We start from the raw sequence: 14,911 nt of genomic DNA, 5'->3' as shown, positions 1-14,911 counted from the left end.
ACATATCACCGACGTCGCCGACAAGCCCGGTTGGGTCGATTGACACCAGTAGAGTACGAAGCAATCATAGAGCCAGCTGCACTCGCAGCATGACACTCACGCTGTCACCCTTCTTTGCATCAGTCCCAACAGGGGTCCGTGGAAGGTCATTGATGATGTCGAGATCGCCACGGCGGAGTGGGTGCATTGGTTCAATACATATCGGCCACATGGAGCACTTGGTGGGGCGACTCCCGCCGCGTTCCGATCAGACTATTTCAGCGCGATGCCATGGGCTGCTTAGCTCGTGTGTGAGCTGATGAATTCCAAGTAGAAAACTCTCCATCAAACCCGGGGCTTGACACTGATTCATGACAGCTTCCATCACCACGGTCGTGACACGTTCATCGATGAGCATCTGGCGCAGGGCCAGAATCTGGTTCGTCGTCGCCGCCCACGTCGTCACGGAAGTGGTGAACGCCCTGGCACGTTTGCCAGGAGCACGGATGGCGACCTTCGCATCACGTTTGGAAATATCAATTCCTGCCGCGCGTTCATGAATGAGGTCCATGACGCACCTCTCTGTGGAGTTCATCTATTCGGTTAGGATGCCTGCCACGTAGAGGGTGGAATCAAATCAGGACTCTAGTACTCGTGCTGGTAGCAACAATCCACGGTTCCCGTGGAACCCTCCGCACCACGCTTAAAATCGGGCTGGCCCGCACCAAGTAGGGACCGGTGTCGACGTGGCAGGCATATCTATAATGCACCCGACTGGCTTGTCCCGACCACAGGAGAAGGCAACATGAAGGGGAGACTTTCGAACTCCACGGCGCGCAGCGGCGCTGAATCGCTTAAAAGGTAACGGGGCGTGCCCTTCGCCCTGTCGGCCGGGTTGGTGACTGCATCCGACGGATGGCACGTCTTCCGCCTGTTCAACACGAACACGGAGATATTTGTCGACGTGGGCTTGAACGTCGTGGACGGACAGGAGGAGGTCGACGGAGAGCTGGTGCTACCCCGCGTCAACGGCACAGGTGCCCCGATCAAACTCATGTATCCCGATCCCGCCGGAAGCCGCACTTCAGGACTCCTGCCATCGGGAGTCGCGCGGGAGGATTCGACGTCGACGGGCTGGGATTCGAAGCGACACTCGTGGATGCGACTCTGCCGCTCGTCATCGTTCCAGCGACGTTGGTCTCGCTCAACGGCACGGAATCCCCGGATGCCATCGACGCTAAAGCTCATTCGATGATCCACATCGAGGAGCTGCGGCGGAAAGCGGCCATGCGCATGGGGTTGTGCGAGTCGCCGGAGACGGCGCCGCAGGTCGTGCCCAAGGCCGCGGTCGTCAGCGTACCAGAGCCGACCATGTTGCTCGACGGCACCGAGCTGCCCGCCGCGGATGTTCACCTGCTCGTCAGAGTCATCTCGATGGGACAGGCGCACCAGGCTGTGCCCGGAACTGCAGCCACGTGCTTGGTTGTGGTATCGCTGCTTCCGGACGCGATTCGTTCGTGCGGGGGATCATCGAGTGGAACAATACCGACTGGACCGGCCCCGAGGTGCGGCTCGGCGCCCCATCGGGCGTGGTCACGTCGTCGGTCGTGTGGGACGAGATGTCTCAGACCATGACGTCGACATCGCTGTTCCGCACGGCGCGGGTGCTCCTGGGCGGTCGGGTCGCGGTGCGGATTGAGTGAGTCATACCCTGTGCCGGCGCCGCTGGTTTGAGGCAAGAGAGCTCGTCAGGGGATCAGTCTGGACACCGCAGTTTCGATGAGAAACTCCTGGTAGGTCGTGGTCTTCGGAAATCCCGGATACGGGGGGACGCCCTCGTTGGCACCGAGTGAGATCACTCGCATGAGCAGGCTCTGCACAACCATTTCGTAGACGTGTCCGATCGTCGACGAATCGATGATGTCGAAACGTGCGAGACAGTCGATGAGCAGGGAGCGAGAGCGTTGGTGGAAGGCGAATCCCCGACCGTGCAGCTCGGCGTCCTCGGCACTATGAGAGACCATAAAGGAGAAGAGCTTCGGAGCGGCAAACAGAGTCTCGGACACGGTTCGGACGAATTCAGCGATCGCATCCTTTCCCGTATCGCTTGCAGCCAAACGGCTCTCGAGCGTGTTCTCCAGCTGGGAGAATGCGCGATCCTTGACTGCGAAGAGTAAAGCTTCCTTGTTGGCGTACCTCGCATAGACTCGCCCTACTGATCCCCCGGCTTTCGTGGCCACTGTGTTCATGGTGAAGGCGGCCAGGCCATGATCCGAGATAACTGCCACGGCCGCATCGAGGATCTCTTCGGCTGACCGGCGACTGCGATTCTGGTGGTGCGCAATCTCCTGCTGGGTCATCGACCTTCTCTTTCTCAGCTGCATTCTCGAGTCGATACTCACAATACCCAATCCCCGCGTATTCGGAGTCCGATCAACCGTATTCCTCGAGGTCGATGTGGTGGCGCGGGGACACCGAGACGCCCGATCCGATGCAGCGGCCCCACTCCTTGCGGAAGTGGGAGATGGCCTCATCGGCAACATCAAGGGAGTTGAATTTCGACGATCCGTGGTCTGCTCCCGGGATGAGGTCAAGAGTGCTTCGCTTTCCGGATTTGACGAGCGCCGAATGGAGCCGCTGGGACTGAGAATGGCCGACGCGGTTGTCACCCGTTCCATGGACGATCGAGAATGATGGGACCGCTCCTCCCGATTCGATGAAGTCGGAGACGGAGGGCATGTCCGGGCAGAAGAGCTCAGTGATCGACTCGAGTCGACGAGCGTTCTCGCGACCGTCTGGGAGCGCGTCATCGAGGAGATAGCGCGGGGAGGTCAGCGGGTAGTGGAGGACGACAGCGTCGACTCGCGGACCGGCAAGAGGGTGCAGGGCGACGATCGCTGCGATGAAGCCCCCGGCAGAGCTTCCCCACAGTCCGAATCTCTCCCGATCCAGACCCCACCGCCGGCTGTTTCGGTGCAGCCATGACAGCCCGGCACGAATGTCGTCGACAGGTCCGGGGAAGGCTGCTTCGCCCGCCAGTCGATAACTGATCGCCGCCACCGCGATGCCGCTGGCCGGCAGCGATGTCCATGGCCCCATCTCCGGCACCCCACCGATGAAGCTCCCGCCGTGCACATAGACGACGATCGGCACGGGGCCGTCGGCATCCTGCGGACGATGGAGATCGAGGCGGAGCGGGCGGTATCCGAGCACCGAGCGATAGATCAGACCGAGGTGGCTCACTGTCCCGGGAATCAGTTCGACTCCGGCAGGTTCCCGCAGCGCCGATGGAATCAGATCGTGGTAGGGGAAGGGCGCGGCAACGTTTGAGAAGTCGATTCCTCCGCTCATGGCTGTACCCGCTTTCCTACGACCTTTTCGGGGTGGGTCGCCGGATCGTCGCCGGCTGCATCGCTGTCGCGCTCCCCACCGCGAACAGCGCCGACGATCGCGGCGATGATCGGCAGCAGCGGGGAGGCCATGACGAGAGGAGACGTGCTACCGGTCACTTCGGCGTAGTTGATGGCGATGATGACAGCGATTCCCGTCAGACAGATTCCGGCTGTCAGCGGTGCCGCCAACGTGGACCATCTGCTTTCCGACAGGTGCCCTCTCAGCGATGACGCGACCACACTCGCTGAGCACGCGACCATGAGGCTGATGAGTGACAGGCTGGTGATCCCCGAAACGATGGGGAAGAGATTGAGGATCGGGTCGGCGGAGAATATGACGAAGGGAAGTAGCACGATGATCGAGACTACTGTCTGCGCTGAACTGCCAGCACTGGGTGTGCTCCATCGCGGATGGATGCAGGATAATCCTGACGGCAGGATGCCGTCGCGAGCGAGTGAGAAATGATAACGCGCAGCCATATTGTGGAAGGCGACTCCGGCGGCGAAGAAGCTGACAGTCACGAGTGCTGACAGCACGGTCCCTGACCAGGTCCCGAGATAGATGTCCGCAGTTCGGAAGATGAGAGTGCCCGGGTCGGCAGCTGCCTCGGCCCGGACATCCGTATATGCCGCGGTGATCGACCACGTTGAAAAGGCGAAGACACCGACGAGTATGGCGACGGATGCGAATGTTGCGAGTCTGATGCTCCGGCGCGCGGACTTCGCCTCTTCACCGTAGATCGCGGTAGCTTCGAAGCCGACGAAGGACAGTACGCAGAACACCAGGGTCAAGGCGATATTTCCATCGAACATTGCTGAAGGGGTGACGACCTCGAGCGACCATTGATCCGGGCGCTGGATCGCGATCACCGCTCCTAGCAGGAAGATCATGGCGAATTGCAACAGTGAGATACCTGTCGTGAAATGCTGAGTGACCTCTACACCGCGACGTCCGAGATACCATGTTGCCGCCAAGGTGCAGAGCGCCAGGGTATACCAAGGGAGATTCGGTCCGCCCGCTGCGGCGATGGTCACAGAAGCGAAGTATCCCGTTGCCGCGGCCATGCCCGCAGCCGCCATGTTGTAGGCGACAGTGGCGACCATGGCCGAAGCTGCGCCGGTGCGGCGACCGAAACCATGACCGATCATTGCGTAGTATGCGCCAGCATTCTTGACGTGTGCGGCCATCGTGACGAATGCGATCGCAAAGATTCCCAGTAGTATGCCCACCACGATCAGCAGGCCGACCGTTCCGCGGCCTACACCGAATGCAAGGCTGATCGAGAGATTGGACGCCATTGCCGTCAGTGGCGCCGCCGCGGCGACGACCATGAATGTCAGCCCGAATGCGCCGATCGTGTTCTTCTTCAGGGAGTGTGCCGGTGGGACCCTGTGGGACCCGCCCGACGGGGGCGGTGAGCCGATTGGCTCGTTCATGATGACCTCTTCGTTGAGTTCAGATGGGCGGTCGTGGTCAGAGTGTTGTCCGAATCAGAATTTGGATTCGCATTTACATCATGAATCGGCTATAGTCCGAAGTCAAGAGCGGAAAGTGAGTTCGGTCACAGTTAACGCGAAATCGTTCGCAAGGCCTGAAACCCCTTCAGCGCAACTCGAAAGGAAGAACCGATGAAGATCGTCATCAATGGAGCTTCGATCGCGGGGCTGAGCACGGCCGCAGTATTGGGCCGAACAGGGCATGATGTCACGCTCATCGAACACTCTAGGGCAGTGCGATCGGGAGGCATCGCCGTCGATGTCAGAGGGGAGGCCCTCGACGTCGCCGTTCGTTTGGGAATCAGCGATGAACTTCAGCGCAATCGCGTGGGATATGGTGCCGGCTTCGAATTCATCGACTCGAGGGGACAAGTGGATGCGATCATCGAACCCAATGAGTCCGTGTATGACAGTCCTGACGATCTCGAGATCTCACGAGATGCGCTGGCCGGCATCATCACCTCGGCGATTCCGGAGAGCGTCAATTGGGTGCTCGGCTCGACCATCGACGACATCACGGAACTTCCGGATGGTCGAGCGTCGGTGTGCATTCGAGGTCAGGATCCGCAGATCGCCGATTTGGTCGTCGGCGCCGACGGTCTTCATTCACGGGTGCGTCGCCTCGCATTCGGTCTCGAAAGGGAGTTCCTCAAGTACCTCGGCCTCTATGTCGGTGTGCTGCGCAGGTGCACGACCTCGATCGAGGTGCCGGCGACCACGGTCTACAACGAACCCGGCAGGTTGGTCCTTGTCCGCGGGGACGGGCGCGAGTGTTCGGCAGTGCTCGGTTTCACATCGGAGTGGATGGACTACGACTATCACGACATCGACGCCCAGCGGACGTTGATGATCAGTGCCTTCGACGGTGTCGACGGATGGCGAACTCCAGAATTGGTCGCCGAGGTCGAGGAATCCGACGACTTCTACTTCGACAGCGTGTGCCAAGTGATCATGTCGTCATGGCACCAAGGGCCAGTAGTCCTGGTTGGCGACTCGGGCTACTGCGCTTCCTTCTTCTCCGGAATGGGCACTTCCTTGGCGATGCAGGGGGCGATGGCGCTCGGCGATGCGCTCGAAGCAGAGGGGGATGTCCGATCGGCGCTCGACGTCTATGGCGCACGAATGCGCCCGGTCGTCGATGCCGCTCAAGCCATCGCCGCCGAGGGAACGTCCTTGCTGTTCCCTAGAGGCGAGAGCGAGATCGCGGCACGGAATGCGCGAGCCGATAGTCCCATTGCCACTGCATGACACCTATGGCTCACATCCTTCTCACCACCACGATAGGAGCACACATAATGTCAGATACCTCGTCCGAGACCCCGACGATTCCACCCACACCCGGCGATACGCTGGTGTTCGAGAACGACCGAGTGCGGGTGTGGTCGATGACTCTCGGCCCACACGCGATCTTCGACTTCCATCAGCACCATCACGACCACGTCATCATCTGGCCCGATGCAGGCCGCGTGCAGGGGCAGAACCTCGGTGACGAGGAATGGGGAATATCTCAGACCGCGGAACCTGGCTTCACGATGTTCAAAACAGTCGGGAGTGCTCAGCCCTTGATCCCGCATCGCGTGCGCAATCTGGATAATTGCGAAGTGACGCATTACATCGTCGAACTGCTCGGAGGCTCTCCCAACAAGGAGGAGCTGGCGATGGAGTTCAACGACAGGGGGAGCTTCGACATCGCAGGGTGACGGCTGACCGGAAGGGAGTCCTCATCTCGGCGCCGGACCCAGGTATGCTTCGGACTCGCGCCAGATCGTCGTGAACGCCGGAGACCCGCTCTGCATAGCGCTCGGCGGAGTCCGCTTCCCATCCGATACGGTGGGCTGCCCGAAGTTGCTGTAGATCCGGTCGAAGTGCAGATCCGCCACCGAGGCGGCGACTCGTCGAACGACTGCCGCGGACAGGTGCGGGTAGTTGGTGAAGTTGCGCATGAACGTCACCCAACTGGGACGAGCGACCGGGGAGATCGAGTCTCCGCTCAGCACGACGCCTCGGCCATCGGCACCCGGCCAGATGGCGACGGTGCTGCCGGGGAAGTGTCCGCCAAATCGTCGCAGTAGCACTTCGGGCAGTGGCTCGGCCTCGTCGGTGTAGAACCGCAGGGCCCCAAATAGTCTCTGTGGCAACCCCGGTTGGCGTCGTACACGCAGAGCGGTGGATCGCCCAGGGCGGCCGAGAGGACGGTCTGGAGTGCGGACATGTGCGGATGGCTCGGAACAATCGCGGCAACCCCGCAGAGGCAGCCGATCGCCGTGACTGCCTCATCGGTCGAGATATCTGGGAACGCCGAAGAGCAGATTCCCGGGAACCGTCCTGGCGAGATAGCAGGTCTGACCGATGCAGGACTTCGGGCGGCCCCGCAGCGAGAAAAGGTTGTGCTCGACCTCGGTGATGGTCAGGGAGTGTCCGCTCCCCTCCAGATCGCGCCGAGTCACCCACTTCTGGCCCAAAGTTGACACCCATTGCCGGTCGTCATCGCAGATGGGGCAGAGTTCGGGCAGGGGCGAGGCGAACTCCACCCCACAGTTGCGGCAGAGTCTCGAAGGAGCACTTCGCTGCGCCCGCGCGATGATGCTACGTGTCTTGGCCGGCAGCGCGGCCGATGACGCCGAAGTGGGTGTGAGTGAACGGACCGAGCTTCAGGCCATAGCCCAGTGCTCGGTCGACGGCGACGTGGAAGCCCCAGCAGGCGGCGAGCAACACCAGCCAATCGGCATCCACATCAGCGAACTGTAGTGCTGCCCAACTCTCAATCAGCCCGGTAGGCGGGGCATGGTTGTGCACCAGGATGTAGCGCAATGCCCCGACACGTTGGCTGATCAAGTATCCCAGCGCGGAGAGGTCGAAGGCGAGGAAGGCCGCGATCAGCAACCACCAGGGCTGGCCCGGGCATGATCGCGACGATGATGCCCACAGCGACCAGTATGTTCTCTGTTCGCTGCCAGCCGACCGCCGGGGCGGGTGAGACTTCTATGCGCATATCGGTTCCCTGCCTCTTGGCCATGTGATCTCGTCATGTTGCGTTGGCCAGGTTGGAGCGCCAGTCGTGAATGATCTCCACGACCTCATCGAGATGCGACTCCAGCACGAAGTGCCCACCGTCAATCAGTTCGATACGAGCATTGGGAGCATGACGCAGGAACGCTGTGGCACCCGCTGGGCCGAAGATCTCGTCGTTCTTTCCCCACACGGCCAGGACTGGCACTTCATTGGTGCGTAGCCACTGGTGAACCTTCGGGTAGAGGGGGCGATTGCTGGCATAATCGGCGAACAGTGCCAGCTGGGCACGGTCGACGCCGGGGCGGGCCATCAGGGCGATGTCGAGTTCCCACGCATCGGGAGAAACGGTGGTCACATCAGGAACTCCGTGTGTGTACTGCCAGTGGATCGCTTCACGCTCCAGCGCGGGCCTCAAGGCCCGTTCATTGCTGGCAGAGGGATCGTTGGCATAGGCCCAGATCGGTTCCCAGAACTCTGGGACGAAGCCCTCTTCGTAGGCGTTGCCGTTCTGCGAGATCACTCCCTCGATCGAATCCGGGTCCCTCAGTGCCAGACGCCAGGCGATCGGGGCCCCGTAGTCGTGAACATAGACCGTGTAATTGGTGACTCCGAGAGTGTCGAGGAGTGAGGCGGTGACCTTTGCAAGCGCGTCGAAGGTGTAGTCGAACTCCTCAACCGATGGGGCGGAGGAACGGCCGAAGCCGATGTGATCCGGCGCGATGACTCGGTACTGATCGGCCAGAGCGGGGATGAGGTGGCGGAACATGTGAGAGCTGGTGGGATAACCGTGCAGCAGCAGAATAACCGGGGCGTCCTGCGGTCCGGCTTCTCGGTAGAAGACATCCATCCCATCGATGGACACGGTGCGGTGATGGACAAGCGACATGTCTAACTCCTAAATATTAACTAACTGGTTAGTCATAAGCTAACATAGTCTAAGCGCACGAAAAAACTGGAAGGGCAGGGGAGCAATGACTATTGAGGACGAAGATCTGCTGCTGGAAGTGCTCAACAGCGCACCCGTCCTTGACGGAGTGCCTACTGAGGAGCTCGATTCTCCTGCCGGCAGTGAACTCGTCGAAAGATTCGGCGGAGTCGGCACGACGGCTGAACGTCTGCACCTGAAGCGAACCCGCGACGCCCTGCAGGGAATGATCCGTCAGAAGAACGGGGCTACAGAGCACCTCGCCCGGACCCTGAGAAATGCCGTGCTGCTGCCTGAGGCCACCAGCCATGGACTCCACTGGCAATTGGATGCTCCTGACAATGAGCGGTTGTCCGCTCGGGTGGTGCTGGCATGGTCACTGGTCATGGAACGGTTGCCCGGGCGTCTTCGTGCCTGCGCCAACACCGAGTGCAATCTCTTCCTTATCGACCACAGCCGACCTGGCACGGCTAAATGGTGTTCGATGGCCACTTGTGGGAACAGGATCAAAGCACGGGCACATGCCCGGCGCGCCCGAGGCTCATGAACGCCTGATCTGAGTATGGCTTGCATCCGGTGGGTCCGGACGAGCGCTTATCGTTGATGTTCCCAGCCCTGGTGGGTCAACGCGGCTTGGGTGATTTGTCCCCGCGAATAGTGGAGACAGTGAAGCCGCGGAAAGGACTTCCCTGTCATGCCTCAAAAGAAGTACCCGCTCGAGCTTCGTGAGAGAGCGGTCCGCATGGTCCTCGATGACCTCGAAGCAGACCCTGGTGCCCGCCGCGGCACCTTCCGTCGTATCGGTGACCAGCTCGGTGTGAACCCGGAAACACTGCGGTCCTGGGTCAACCGACTCAGCCGGTGTCGCCTTGGCGGAGTCCTTCTGCTTGCGCACCCAGACTCGCAGAGTCTCTTTGCTCAGCCCTAGCTCGCCGGCAACACCGGTGATGGCCCCGTTCGCCGTCTCGAGACCGGCCTAGGCATGGATGACGAGCTCGACGGCACGAACCTTGAGTTCGTCGGTGTATTTCACTGGCAAGAGAGAATCTCCTTCTCCCAATCTTCCTGCCTCTTTTATCCCCGGGGCGATTCACTCTCACCTCCATTCGATTAACAAGCGCCTCACAGCGCACCCACAGGTCATGAAAGCTACCAATCACTTCGACTGCAGATATGAAGGGCAGATGTAAGGAGAAGTTCTGTCGTGATGCCCATATTGCCAAGCGCCACCCATACAGAAAATAAGAAGGTTGATATTTATCGTTTGCAGGAAGAGGTTGCTGACTTGTTCAGTGAGAATTGAGATATGACCAGTTTTCTTAAAAGTGTTACTTGCTGCGAAGATTGCACTTGCTTCGCACAGGTTTGGACAGTTGTCGATCCATTCAGCGAGCGATCGTAATGACGCCTTCGATTGCCGACGCGATTGTCATTGGGGCTGGAGTACTGGGTGCTTCTGTGGCGCTTGATTTGACTCGAAGGGGTTACAAAGTAGCCGTTGTAGACAAATCCGGTGGTCCTGGCCATGGGTCGACCAGTGCATCGAGCGCTGTCGTACGGTTCAACTATTCCACCTGGGATGGTGTAGCCACAGCGTGGGAATCCAAGCACTGTTGGGAAAAATGGTCTGATTACTTGCAGAACAGTGACAAGTCAGAGTCGGCGACGATTGTGGTCAACGGGATGGCTGTCCTCGACGTTCCGATCGCCCCACGCGAACGTGTCACGCCGATCTTTGATCGAGTAGGGGTGCCCTATGAGAGGTGGGACCCGGTAACTCTGTCCGCCCGGATTCCGGGTATCGATGTTGGAGCTTACTGGCCGCCTAAATCCATCTCGTCTGATGCTTTCTTCGAAGAGACGACCTCGGAGCTCGGCGCGCTGTACACGCCCGATGCGGGATTTGTCAGTGACCCTCAGCTCGCCGCACAGGATCTTGTTGCAGCTGCGCAGAAGCTGGGTGCTCGTTTTCTCTTCAATCGTACCGTCGTGAGAGTCTCTGACAGGGCTGGTCGAGTCAATGGTGTCGCCCTTGGTGACGGTACCTGGCTGGCAGCGCCGGTGGTCATCAACGTGGCGGGCCCATGGTCGGGTGCTCTGAACAGGCTGGCTGGCGTTGGGCGCGAGTTCACCGTAGACGTTCGACCCATGCGGCAAGAAGTGCATCAGGTTGCTGCACCAACAGGATTCAATCCTCCCGGCGGATTCGGCCCGTCGATTGCAGATATGGATCTGGGAACTTATATCCGACCCGCTCCGGGAGACAAACTCTACATCGGCGGCACGGAACCCGAATGTGATCCGTTCGAATGGCTGGATGATCCTGACTACGCCAACCCCTCTGTGACTGATGAACGATTTCAGGCTCAGGTCATTCGTGCCGCGCGAAGACTGCCAGAACTGGCTGTACCCAGTCGATCGAAGGGTGTTGCTGGTGTGTACGATGTCTCCACTGATTGGGCTCCGATCTATGATCGGACTGATCTCGACGGTTTCTATGTGGCGATGGGCACCAGTGGAAACCAGTTCAAGAATGCTCCGCTTGCCGGCCAGTTCATGGGTGAATTGGTTGACGCTGTCGAAGGCGGACATGATCATGACGCGAAGCCGGTGATACATCGCTGCAAATACACAGGACACGAGATCAATATCGGAGCGTTCTCGCGCAAACGTTCACGAAACAGCACATCCTCTGGAACGGTCATGGGCTGACCGGTACAGAAATCGCCAGAAACACGTTCAGTTCACAGGCATTGAAACGTCCGTTGCTCGACGCAGATTCTGGCAGACATGCATTGATCAAAGAGGAGCTCTTCGGCCAATTCAGAAAGTTGTGCTCACGTCTGTGGCCGGTGAGATATCCAGTCGTATTCGTGTCGAAGCGAGAATTGCATCCTGCAGATATGAGTCGGGAAAGAAGTAGGGAAACGGTTTTGAGCGCAAACGATGAGGAGCGTCCGACAGTCCTCGACGAGCTTGGAGCTGAATATCACGAACTGTTCGCCACGTGGTCGCCGATCAATGCGACTAGTTTTGGGATCCCGGGTCACGATCACCAAGTGCCAGACCTGGCACCGACGGCGCAACGGGAGGTTGTTCGCCGAATGGTGCGGATTCGTGAAACTGTAGCTGGAATCAGTCAAGAAGGGCTTCGCGAGGGGGACAGAAGTACGCGTAGTGCACTTCTTTATGCCACACAAGCCGTCATCGACACTATTGAAAGCCGTGTGATCGATTGGGCAATCGGAGGAGTCGGAGCTGGGCCGATCTACTCTGTGCTGGCTCTTGTGGGAAAGGCTGCTGGCGGCACGGAAGCACAAGCTGCTGCCTATCTTGAGAGATGCACGAGACTGCCACGGTATCTCGATCAATCGGCGCAGCGATTGCTCGAGGGTGCTGAGTCCGGGTTTGTAGCGAACAGACAAGAGTTAGTGTCTGCTATCGCTCAGATCGAGGGGTATCTCGCCTCGAGTTCCACGTCTGATCCGTTGTTGGAGATCTTGCCGCAGATACCCGGTGTCGATGTGCGGTCCGAGGTAGAGGCTGTGGTGAACTCTCGTGTGCGCCCGGCTATGCGGCGTTTGCTTGCCGTCGTGAGGGAAGATCTGCTGCCGGTTGCACGCTCAGACGATAAGTGCGGGATGATCCATCTGCCGGGTGGGGGCGAACTCTATGCGCGCGCCGTTTCTACACACACCACAGCTGACTTCACCCCCGAGGAATTGCACCGGATCGGGCTGAATCAAAGAGATGAACTCTGCGATGAGCTGTGTGAGATTGCGCAGTCAGAGCTGGGGATCTCCGGATTCGAGAACGTTCGAGAACGAATGCGCACCGCCCGTGCACTGCGGTACAGGGATTCCGACGAGATTCTTCACGGCGTCCGATCAGCATTAAGGCGTGCCGAACAGGTCGTTCCATTGTGGTTCAACGTTGAGCACATCGCGCGATGTGAGGTACTCGAGTTGAACGATGAGGAGGCTCGGTTTGCTCCTATCGGCCAGTACCGTCCGCCGGATGGTTCTCGTCCAGGCCAATATTGGGTCAACGCCTCGGAACCGATGACTCGTTCACGATACGAGTATGAGGCAGTGTCTTTCCACGAGGGTGTACCAGGGCATCATCTGCAGCTCGCGATCTCTCAGGATCTGTCGGCATTGTCGGAATTCCGCAGGTACTTGTATGTCACTGCCCACGGGGAGGGGTGGGGGCTCTATGCCGAAAGGTTAGCTGATGAGATGGGACTCTATTCGAGCGATCTCGCTCGGATGGGCATGGTCGCTCTTGATCTTTGGAGAGCGGCCAGGCTTGTGGTTGACACCGGGATTCACGCATTCGGATGGACTCGGAACCAGGCGATCGAATACATGCAGGATAACACCGTGCTGAATTCTCCCGAGATCGTCAGTGAAGTCGACCGCTACATCGGCTGGCCTGGTCAAGCACTGGCCTACATGGTCGGACGACTTGAAATCGCGCGACTGCGCACCCATGCTGAGGCGGCGCTGAGCGATCGATTCGACATAAGTAGATTCCACGAATTGGTCCTCGGCGGTGGGTCTTTGCCACTTCACGAAGTTGCTGACGTAGTGCAGCGTTGGATCCTTCGCACAGAGAGACACTGAGGCGATCCTGGCACCGCGAGCTGCACCGCCAATTGACAGCGCCTGCTGGCGCACCTGGGTCGAGAGCAGGTCGCTCGTGGCTCTCATAGTCTGGGCTTGCGTGTCCGTCTCAGTTCAGCTCGCGCTTCAGACGCTCGTCGAGTGCATTGAACGGAAGGGTACCTGCGCCGAGGATTCCTTCGTGAAAGTCACGAACTCGGAAACGTTCGCCCATGCGCCGCTCAGCCTCGGCACGCATCCGAGTGATGGTCAAATATCCGGCTCGATAGGTCAGGGCCTGAGCCGGAAGATCGGTTGAATAACGTATCGCTTCGGACTGAAGTTGAGCCTCCGAGAGCGACATATTTCGGCGCATGAACTGCAGAGATTGGTCCAGATCCCACCATCCGCAGTTCAACGCGGTGTCAACGACGAGTCTGGCTGCGGTGAACCGCGCGTGGGAAAGGCGCCCATACGCATCCCAGGGATCGCCGCACAATCCCATTTCCCACCCGAGGCTGCTGGCGTACTCGGCCCAGCCTTCGTCGAAGGCACCGAAGGCACGGGTGTAGCGACGAAAGTCGGGCAGATCCGTGTTCTCGGCTTGTCGTAAGGCTTGGAGGTGGTGGCCCGGCATCAGCTCGTGGTAGATCAGGGCCGCCGCCGTAAGCAGCGATCGGTCGCCGAGGCCGGAGCCATTGTATCGATAACGACCATGTGACTGATTCGCCGATGGGAGCTCGTAATAGCCGAAAGTCATTCCCGCCTCAAGCTCAGGCTCTGCTCGTGCAACATCGTAGGGGGCGCTTTGCAAAATGCTGAACTGCTCGTCGATCACGGCCTCGAGCCGAGACATGAAGCTGCGATACCGTGATTCGACCTCAATTGGAGAGGATGCGTACAGCTGGGGCTGAGACTTGAGGACCGTGCTGAACGCAGACTCGTCCATATCGAATCCGAGCACCGAGCGGACTTCGCGCATTCGCACAGTGAGCATGTCGCATTGTTCCACCCCGATCCGATACCAATCCTCAGGCGTGGCGTCCGAGCTCGTCTCCTGTTGCACCATGAAGCGGTAAGCCTCTTCGCCGCCGGGCTGCACTGCCATTCCAACGCGATCTGGGCAGATGACAGATACTCAGGGGAATCGAGAACCGAGAGCAATCCGTCCACCGACTTGAAAACATCCTGCTCGATGAGCTTCGACACACCGTCATGGAGCCGGCGTGCATCGATCGGACTCAAGGCTGCCGATCGACTGCTGTCAACGGCTAACGTCTGAGATGCTGTATCGCGCAGTCCACGGTAGGTGGCAACCGCCGTTGCCACTGCTGGTTTGGGGATAGTCACTCCGCGTTCAGCCTGCCCCAACACTGTGGAGCGCACCGTGTCGAAGCAACATGCGTACTGAGCGACAAGGTCGAGATATCGGTCCACATCTGCAGACTCGGTGAACCGGTGAGCCTCAAAAGCAGTACGGCGGTGCTGAGCTAGTCGGAATT

The 14,911-nt window shown here is 59.4% G+C and carries 15 protein-coding genes and 1 pseudogene; 8 read left to right on the top strand and 8 right to left on the bottom strand.

Annotated elements, in window-relative coordinates:
• Positions 1-247: 247 nt before the first annotated feature.
• Entirely contained in the window at positions 248-550 is a 303-nt protein-coding gene (locus EB835_RS06595) for a hypothetical protein (protein WP_135808655.1), read from the bottom strand.
• 300 nt (positions 551-850) lie between these two features.
• Here EB835_RS06595 and EB835_RS06590 point away from each other — a divergent pair.
• Positions 851-1,431: pseudogene (locus EB835_RS06590) on the top strand (PrpF domain-containing protein); the annotation flags it as partial.
• A 65-nt stretch (positions 1,432-1,496) separates the two neighbouring features.
• A complete protein-coding gene (locus EB835_RS20575; protein ID WP_240688593.1) occupies positions 1,497-1,682 on the top strand; it encodes a hypothetical protein in 186 nt (61 codons plus the stop codon).
• A 45-nt stretch (positions 1,683-1,727) separates the two neighbouring features.
• Here EB835_RS20575 and EB835_RS06585 read toward each other — a convergent pair whose 3' ends face one another.
• From EB835_RS06585 to EB835_RS06575, 3 genes are all read right to left on the bottom strand, one after another.
• Positions 1,728-2,339, bottom strand: a complete 612-nt coding sequence (locus EB835_RS06585) for a TetR/AcrR family transcriptional regulator (RefSeq protein ID WP_168216648.1) — start codon at positions 2,337-2,339, stop codon at positions 1,728-1,730.
• Between the two features lie 73 nt (positions 2,340-2,412).
• Positions 2,413-3,330: an alpha/beta hydrolase gene (locus EB835_RS06580; protein WP_135808653.1), complete on the bottom strand. Its 918-nt coding sequence runs from the start codon at positions 3,328-3,330 to the stop codon at positions 2,413-2,415.
• Entirely contained in the window at positions 3,327-4,808 is a 1,482-nt protein-coding gene (locus EB835_RS06575) for an APC family permease (RefSeq protein WP_135808652.1), read from the bottom strand. The genes EB835_RS06580 and EB835_RS06575 overlap by 4 nt, the downstream gene beginning before the upstream one ends.
• A gap of 192 nt (positions 4,809-5,000) precedes the next feature.
• Between EB835_RS06575 and EB835_RS06570 the strand changes: the two genes are divergently transcribed.
• On the top strand, positions 5,001-6,116 hold the full coding sequence (locus EB835_RS06570; protein WP_135808651.1) for an FAD-dependent monooxygenase: 1,116 nt from the start codon (positions 5,001-5,003) through the stop codon (positions 6,114-6,116).
• Positions 6,117-6,163: 47 nt separating this feature from the next.
• A complete protein-coding gene (locus EB835_RS06565) occupies positions 6,164-6,568 on the top strand; it encodes a hypothetical protein (protein ID WP_135808650.1) in 405 nt (134 codons plus the stop codon).
• Between the two features lie 21 nt (positions 6,569-6,589).
• On the opposite strand, the gene EB835_RS20405 is transcribed toward EB835_RS06565, so the two are convergent.
• The 3 genes from EB835_RS20405 to EB835_RS06550 all read right to left on the bottom strand — a co-directional run bounded on the left by EB835_RS20405 (position 6,590) and on the right by EB835_RS06550 (position 8,766).
• The gene (locus tag EB835_RS20405) at positions 6,590-6,943 is read right to left on the bottom strand and encodes an MBL fold metallo-hydrolase (protein ID WP_205749879.1); all 354 of its coding nucleotides are present in this window, start codon (positions 6,941-6,943) and stop codon (positions 6,590-6,592) included.
• 511 nt (positions 6,944-7,454) lie between these two features.
• Complete coding sequence (locus tag EB835_RS06555; RefSeq protein WP_205749878.1) at positions 7,455-7,751, bottom strand: DUF4260 family protein; 297 nt, start codon at positions 7,749-7,751, stop codon at positions 7,455-7,457.
• A 142-nt stretch (positions 7,752-7,893) separates the two neighbouring features.
• Positions 7,894-8,766 carry an alpha/beta fold hydrolase gene (locus EB835_RS06550; RefSeq protein WP_135808649.1) on the bottom strand — a complete coding sequence of 291 codons (873 nt, stop codon included), beginning with the start codon at positions 8,764-8,766 and terminating at the stop codon, positions 7,894-7,896.
• A gap of 85 nt (positions 8,767-8,851) precedes the next feature.
• Between EB835_RS06550 and EB835_RS06545 the strand changes: the two genes are divergently transcribed.
• From EB835_RS06545 to EB835_RS06530, 4 genes are all read left to right on the top strand, one after another.
• A complete protein-coding gene (locus EB835_RS06545; protein ID WP_135808648.1) occupies positions 8,852-9,352 on the top strand; it encodes a CGNR zinc finger domain-containing protein in 501 nt (166 codons plus the stop codon).
• 147 nt (positions 9,353-9,499) lie between these two features.
• Positions 9,500-9,733: a hypothetical protein gene (locus EB835_RS06540; protein WP_135808647.1), complete on the top strand. Its 234-nt coding sequence runs from the start codon at positions 9,500-9,502 to the stop codon at positions 9,731-9,733.
• 473 nt (positions 9,734-10,206) lie between these two features.
• Positions 10,207-11,517 (top strand): NAD(P)/FAD-dependent oxidoreductase, encoded by a 1,311-nt coding sequence (locus EB835_RS06535; protein ID WP_135808646.1) that lies wholly within the window; start codon positions 10,207-10,209, stop codon positions 11,515-11,517.
• A 221-nt stretch (positions 11,518-11,738) separates the two neighbouring features.
• Complete coding sequence (locus EB835_RS06530; protein ID WP_168216647.1) at positions 11,739-13,430, top strand: DUF885 domain-containing protein; 1,692 nt, start codon at positions 11,739-11,741, stop codon at positions 13,428-13,430.
• A gap of 109 nt (positions 13,431-13,539) precedes the next feature.
• Here EB835_RS06530 and EB835_RS20770 read toward each other — a convergent pair whose 3' ends face one another.
• Entirely contained in the window at positions 13,540-14,538 is a 999-nt protein-coding gene (locus tag EB835_RS20770; RefSeq protein WP_346763140.1) for a DUF885 domain-containing protein, read from the bottom strand.
• Positions 14,539-14,911: the final 373 nt, after the last annotated feature.

The sequence above is a fragment of the Brevibacterium sp. S22 genome (genome assembly GCF_004745485.1).
Taxonomy (GTDB): domain Bacteria; phylum Actinomycetota; class Actinomycetes; order Actinomycetales; family Brevibacteriaceae; genus Brevibacterium.
Note: the sequence above shows the minus strand (reverse complement) of the source record. Positions and strands in the feature narration are given on the sequence as shown.